Below are 1,049 nucleotides of genomic sequence, written 5' to 3'. Positions count from 1 at the left end.
CTAGGGCCTGTGTCGAAGTCGGTCACAGCCATTCGTTGATGGCGGCGACGTGCACGGTGGCCGCGTAGCGCACGGCGAGTTTGTCGAAGCGGGTGGCCACGGAGCGGTGGCGTTTGAGGCGGTTGATGCCGCACTCCACGGCGTGACGCTGCTGGTACCGCTGTGGGTCGAAGGCCGGTGGCCGGCCGCCCTTCGACCCCTTCTTACGCCGGTTCGCGTCCTGGTCGGCCTTCGACGGGATCGTCGCCCTGATTCCACGTCGGCGCAGGTAGCGGCGGTTGGCCTTCGACGTGTACGCCTTGTCAGCCAGGACCCGGTCCGGGCGGGTCCGGGGCCGGCCGCCGCCGAGGCGGGGCACCCGGATCCCGTCGAGCACCGGGATGAACTGCGGGCTGTCCCCGCGCTGCCCGGCGGTCAACACGATCGACAGCGGCTTCTGCCCCTGCTCACACGCCAGGTGCACTTTCGTGGTCAGGCCGCCCCGGGAGCGACCGAGCGCGTGATCGTCCGGTTCGACCGTGACCCCGCCCGGCGGCTCGGCCTGCAGATCCCCCTTTTACGCGCTCCGGCGGCATGCTGATGCGCTCGGGCGACCGTCGAGTCCACCGACACGTCCCAGACGACGCGTCCGGCTCCGTCAGCCAGGGCCTGCAACGCGGTCAGGATCTTCACCCAGGTCCCATCCCGCTGCCAGCGCCGGAACAGCGCGTACGCCGCAGCCCAGGACCCGTAACACTCCGGGACGTCCCGCCACGGGGCGCCAACCCGTGTCCGCCACCGAATCCCATCGATGAGCTGCCGTTTCGTCCATGTCGACGGCCGACCTGGCCTACGCCCCGCAGGCAGCAACGGCTCCAGCGCCACCCACTGTGCGTCGGTCAGGTCATGCCGCCTCGTCACCGCTAGGGTGTCCACGAGGTCTCCGGTGTTCGGGTTCTGCTTGGTCGCTGAACCAGATACCGGAGACCTCGCTACATCTCGAACACCGACACGCCAAGATCCTCACCCAACAGCTCAAGCCCTCGCACGGACTTCGACACAGGCCCTAG

1 pseudogene is annotated in these 1,049 nt (G+C 69.2%); it reads right to left on the bottom strand.

Features of this window, described 5'->3' with window-relative positions:
- Nucleotides 1-22: 22 nt before the first annotated feature.
- Nucleotides 23-915, bottom strand: a pseudogene (locus C8054_RS31530) (IS5 family transposase).
- Nucleotides 916-1,049: the final 134 nt, after the last annotated feature.

Source organism: Micromonospora sp. RP3T, from assembly GCF_003027925.1.
Taxonomy (GTDB): Bacteria; Actinomycetota; Actinomycetes; order Mycobacteriales; family Micromonosporaceae; genus Micromonospora.
The sequence above is the reverse complement of the archived record's forward strand: the minus strand, read 5'-3'. Positions and strand labels throughout refer to the sequence as shown.